This window comes from Devosia sp. (assembly GCF_014860165.1).
Lineage (GTDB): Bacteria > Pseudomonadota > Alphaproteobacteria > Rhizobiales > Devosiaceae > Devosia.
In genome coordinates, this window is the sequence record NZ_JACZKG010000024.1 from 1 (window position 1) to 2,073 (window position 2,073).

Annotated in this window: 4 protein-coding genes; 3 read left to right on the forward strand and 1 reads right to left on the reverse strand. The window is 67.1% G+C overall.

Features of this window, described 5'->3' with window-relative positions; genetic code table 11:
• The first annotated feature begins 366 nt into the window (after nt 1–366).
• From IH615_RS05750 to IH615_RS05760, 3 genes are all read left to right on the forward strand, one after another.
• Complete coding sequence (locus IH615_RS05750) at nt 367–771, forward strand: OsmC family protein (protein WP_291360560.1); 405 nt, start codon at nt 367–369, stop codon at nt 769–771.
• A 94-nt stretch (nt 772–865) separates the two neighbouring features.
• Nucleotides 866–1,126 (forward strand): hypothetical protein, encoded by a 261-nt coding sequence (locus tag IH615_RS05755; RefSeq protein WP_291360562.1) that lies wholly within the window; start codon nt 866–868, stop codon nt 1,124–1,126.
• Nucleotides 1,127–1,137: 11 nt separating this feature from the next.
• Nucleotides 1,138–1,623 (forward strand): DUF1810 domain-containing protein, encoded by a 486-nt coding sequence (locus IH615_RS05760; protein WP_291360564.1) that lies wholly within the window; start codon nt 1,138–1,140, stop codon nt 1,621–1,623.
• On the opposite strand, the gene tsaE is transcribed toward IH615_RS05760, so the two are convergent.
• Nucleotides 1,620–2,073 (reverse strand): tRNA (adenosine(37)-N6)-threonylcarbamoyltransferase complex ATPase subunit type 1 TsaE (gene tsaE / locus IH615_RS05765; RefSeq protein WP_291360566.1); only part of this gene is annotated, 454 nt, incomplete at its 5' end. The two genes, IH615_RS05760 and tsaE, sit on opposite strands and share 4 nt — an antisense overlap.

Below are 2,073 nucleotides of genomic sequence, written 5' to 3' on the forward strand. Positions count from 1 at the left end.
CATCGGGCGGGGAGATGGGTGGATCGGGGTCGCCTGGTCCAGGCAGGGGAAACCCGGCAGCTGCGCTTGCGACACAGCGTACCTGGCCCGAACCTGCCCAAAACCCCAGTCGTGTGAAGCGGCTTTCGCCTCTTCAATAACTCAAACAGGCGGCGCAAGCCGTCGGGGCGAAAGCCGCTTCGCATCGTGTTCCCCCGGGGCGCTCTTGCGCCTCCGGGCCGGGCGCTCTTGCGCCTCCGGGCCGGGCGCTCTTGCGCCTCAGGCGGGGTTTCTGCACGTGCAGACGACTGCGCCCCATTTTGCGCTCGATCAAGACCATCACCCCCCGTTGCGCTATACTGGCCGCCGACCAAGCCGGAGACCGTCATGCTCACCTATGCCATCAGCGCGATCAGAGACGACGCCCAGGGCAGTCATGCCGGGGTGCGCCAGGCGAGCCTGGTGCTCGATACCTCGCTGGCCGGGCGACCTGACGCATTCAATCCGGTGGAGCTGCTGCTGGCGGCTCTGGCCGCCTGCATGATCAAGGGGGTCGAGCGGGCGGCGCCGATGCTGCATTTCGCGTTCAGCGGCGTGCGGGTGGAACTGCATGCCGAGCGGCAGGATGCGCCGCCCAAGCTCATCACCATCAGCTATGTGCTGACCATCGACACCGATGAGACCGACCGGCGCCTCGAACTGCTGCACACCAATGTGCGCAAGTACGGTACCATTTCCAACACGCTGGCCGACGCGGTGGCGCTGACCGGCACCATAGTGCGGGGCACCTGAAGGAGCCGACCCGCACTCAGGAATTACGATCACAAATGGAGAAACCCCACGCCTGCCCCAATCGTTTGAAATGATCAACCAGGAGGAGATCATCATGGCCCAGCAGAGCAATACCGAACCGCGCGGCACCGAAAAGACCATGCAGGGCCGTCGCACCCGCGCACAGCAGAAGGCCGTGATCGAGGGGCGCGAGAAGACCGCTGGCGTCGAAGTCGATCCGCATCAGAAGTCGCTCGCCGAGGCGCGCGCCGATGCCGAGCAGCCGGCCGGCGAGTTCGAGATTTCCCATGGCGATCGCTCCATCAAGCGCGGCGCCAACCAGGAAAGCGAACATCACAAGCGCCGGCAGCATTGAGGGGCGAAGCCATGGCGCAGCAACCCTCCCTCCAGCCCGGCGAACCGGCGCCCCGGCGCAGCTTTGGCGGCGGCAGTTTCGTCGCCAGGTTCCTCGAGGCGCAGAACGTGGTCTATCCGCAGGTGCTGCACGAATTGCGCGCCGGGCAGAAGCGGACGCACTGGATGTGGTTCATCTTTCCGCAGATTGCGGGGCTGGGCCGCACCGCCGTCGCCCGCCATTTCGCCATCGAGGATCTGGCCGAGGCCGAGGCCTATCTGGCCCATCCCATCCTGGGCGGACGCCTGCGCGAATGCACCCAGGCCGTGCTGCTGCATGCCCCCGGCGGGCCGACGCCGCGCAGCCTCAACCAGATTTTCGGGAGCCCCGATGATCTGAAATTCCACTCGTCGATGACGCTGTTCCACCGTGCTGATCCGGCCGAGCCGCTATTCGACCGCGCGCTGCGCGCCTTCTTCCGCAGCCGCGAGGATGGGGCGACGCTGGAGCGGCTCTAGGTCAGGCGGGTGACCGAGACCAGCCGCCCCGCGCCGCCGGGCGGAATGGCCAGCGCGACCACGACGGTCGCCGCCGCGACGATTTCGGGCGCCCGCGCCGCCCATTCGACCAGCACGATGGCCTGGGGATTGTCCAGCAGCCCCAGCTCATCCACCTCGCGCGGATCGCCCAGCCGGTAGAGATCGGCATGCAGCACCGGTCCGGCGGGGGTATCGTAAGGCTGCACCAGCGCAAAGGTGGGCGAGGGCACTTCGAGCGCCGGATCGCCCGCCAGGCTGCGGATGATGGCCCGCGCCAGTGCCGTCTTGCCGGCGCCGAGATCGCCCTCGAGCAAGACAATATCCCCGGCCACCAGTTCCCGTGCAAGACTGGCACCAAGTTCGGCCGTGGCAGCATCATCGGGCAGGAAGGTTTGCGACATCGGCTCTTTCGCCTCCTCCCCCTTGAGG

Excerpts from the sequence above, each read along its gene's own strand:
- IH615_RS05750 (WP_291360560.1), top strand. The coding sequence starts at position 367 with ATGCTCACCTATGCCATCAGCGCGATCAGAGACGACGCCCAGGGCAGT.
- IH615_RS05755 (WP_291360562.1), top strand. The coding sequence starts at position 866 with ATGGCCCAGCAGAGCAATACCGAACCGCGCGGCACCGAAAAGACCATG.
- IH615_RS05760 (WP_291360564.1), top strand. The coding sequence starts at position 1,138 with ATGGCGCAGCAACCCTCCCTCCAGCCCGGCGAACCGGCGCCCCGGCGC.